The sequence below is a fragment of the Chitinophaga sp. RAB17 genome, from assembly GCF_052114225.1.
In the GTDB taxonomy this organism is placed as follows: Bacteria; Bacteroidota; Bacteroidia; order Chitinophagales; family Chitinophagaceae; genus Chitinophaga.
Window position 1 is genome coordinate 1 of record NZ_JBFREI010000036.1, and the last position, 1347, is coordinate 1347.

Annotated in this window: 2 protein-coding genes; one reads left to right on the forward strand and one right to left on the reverse strand. The window is 37.1% G+C overall.

Features of this window, described 5'->3' with window-relative positions; all coding sequences use genetic code 11:
• Positions 1–268 precede the first annotated feature (268 nt).
• On the forward strand, positions 269–928 hold the full coding sequence (locus AB4Z08_RS35730; protein WP_441578560.1) for a hypothetical protein: 660 nt from the start codon (positions 269–271) through the stop codon (positions 926–928).
• A gap of 1 nt (position 929) precedes the next feature.
• Here the strand turns inward: AB4Z08_RS35730 and AB4Z08_RS35735 are convergent.
• Positions 930–1347: hypothetical protein (locus AB4Z08_RS35735; RefSeq protein ID WP_441578561.1), on the reverse strand; the 418-nt coding region annotated here is incomplete at its 5' end.

Below are 1347 nucleotides of genomic sequence, written 5' to 3' on the forward strand. Positions count from 1 at the left end.
TATTTCTTTTTACTCCTGATGGTGATCCCCTTGGGACTACATCAATGCCTTATATATCGCGGCTTTTCAGGGTTTTAAAAGTTAGTGTAACCTTTTTTGTTACCTCCCGGAATAGCTCAATTTGATCAGGTTTGAAAGAACTTTTTATCCTCACGAAGGTACGAAAGAAAAGCCAAAAGGCTACAAAATGAATTAGGCAAAAGCCAACTTGACTGTTAGCCCTTTTCTCGATTTTTGTACTACATTTACATTTGATTATATTGTGGCTATGACTAACAGCGAATCGATCATCACTAAACTTTCTGACTTAAAAGAAAATGATAAATTCTCTTCTGAACAGTGGACAAACAGAGGCCTTGTTCCTTCCGAGACGGAAATTTGCGTGCACCTGAATACCGTTTTCGACGATTTGTTAGATCAGTTAATAATTGCCGTGCAGGACAACAAATCAATCAGATTCACCCGGTCCGTTTTCTCCTGTACTTTAAAACGTCTTAATACTGCCGATTTTGACACGGAAGAAAGAGAGTTTATTGGAGATATGTTCATAATGATATCCAGGATACTCAGTATGGATATTTCAAGATCGCTTAACCGATGGGCATATGGACCTGCACTGGGCTCTCTGATAAATTTAAAACTGGCCTTAAACCGTAAAAATCCCCCTGTTGAAACCCTTTCGCAGCCCTGCGTCAAATGTAGCAATATGCTTGAATCTTATATTTTAGAGAAGGAAGAAAGCAGTCCAGGATATAGTTATGAAGTAGTCAGATGCGATGCATGCGATGAATATAATTTATTAGATCACGGTCCTGGCATAAAACAACTTGAGTTTGGTAATTATCAATGGGTTGAAAGACTAGACAAAAAAGAATATACTAAAGAACAGGCAGAGAACAGGGTAGAACAGATAAGATTTATGCTATAACCTAATTCTTAAGATTCGTTGGCTCTACTTCTTTAATTCTTACTATATCGCTTTTCCTCGTTGGCGTAATTGACATTATTTGTGTGTCATGATATCTCTTGTATATAAGATCGATATGTTTATTTAAGAATGTGTACTTTATATTCACTTCTTGCCGTTTCGTTTTTATTWTTTTCAACCGCCACCCCTCGCCCCAGAAATATCTAATATTCACAGGGATCAGCTTTATCGATTCATCCACTTGTATTGACTGCCCATTCCGTAATACATTTTTTATAATTGTCTGATCTATTGCCAGCTCCTTTAAATACTCAAGGTCTTCCTCTCCATTATCTAGTTTGTAACCATCTGAATGATTCTTCGCTAAAAACTTATTATCAATAGTGTCCTTCCAAGGGAAAAATAATGCCTCCTCACCC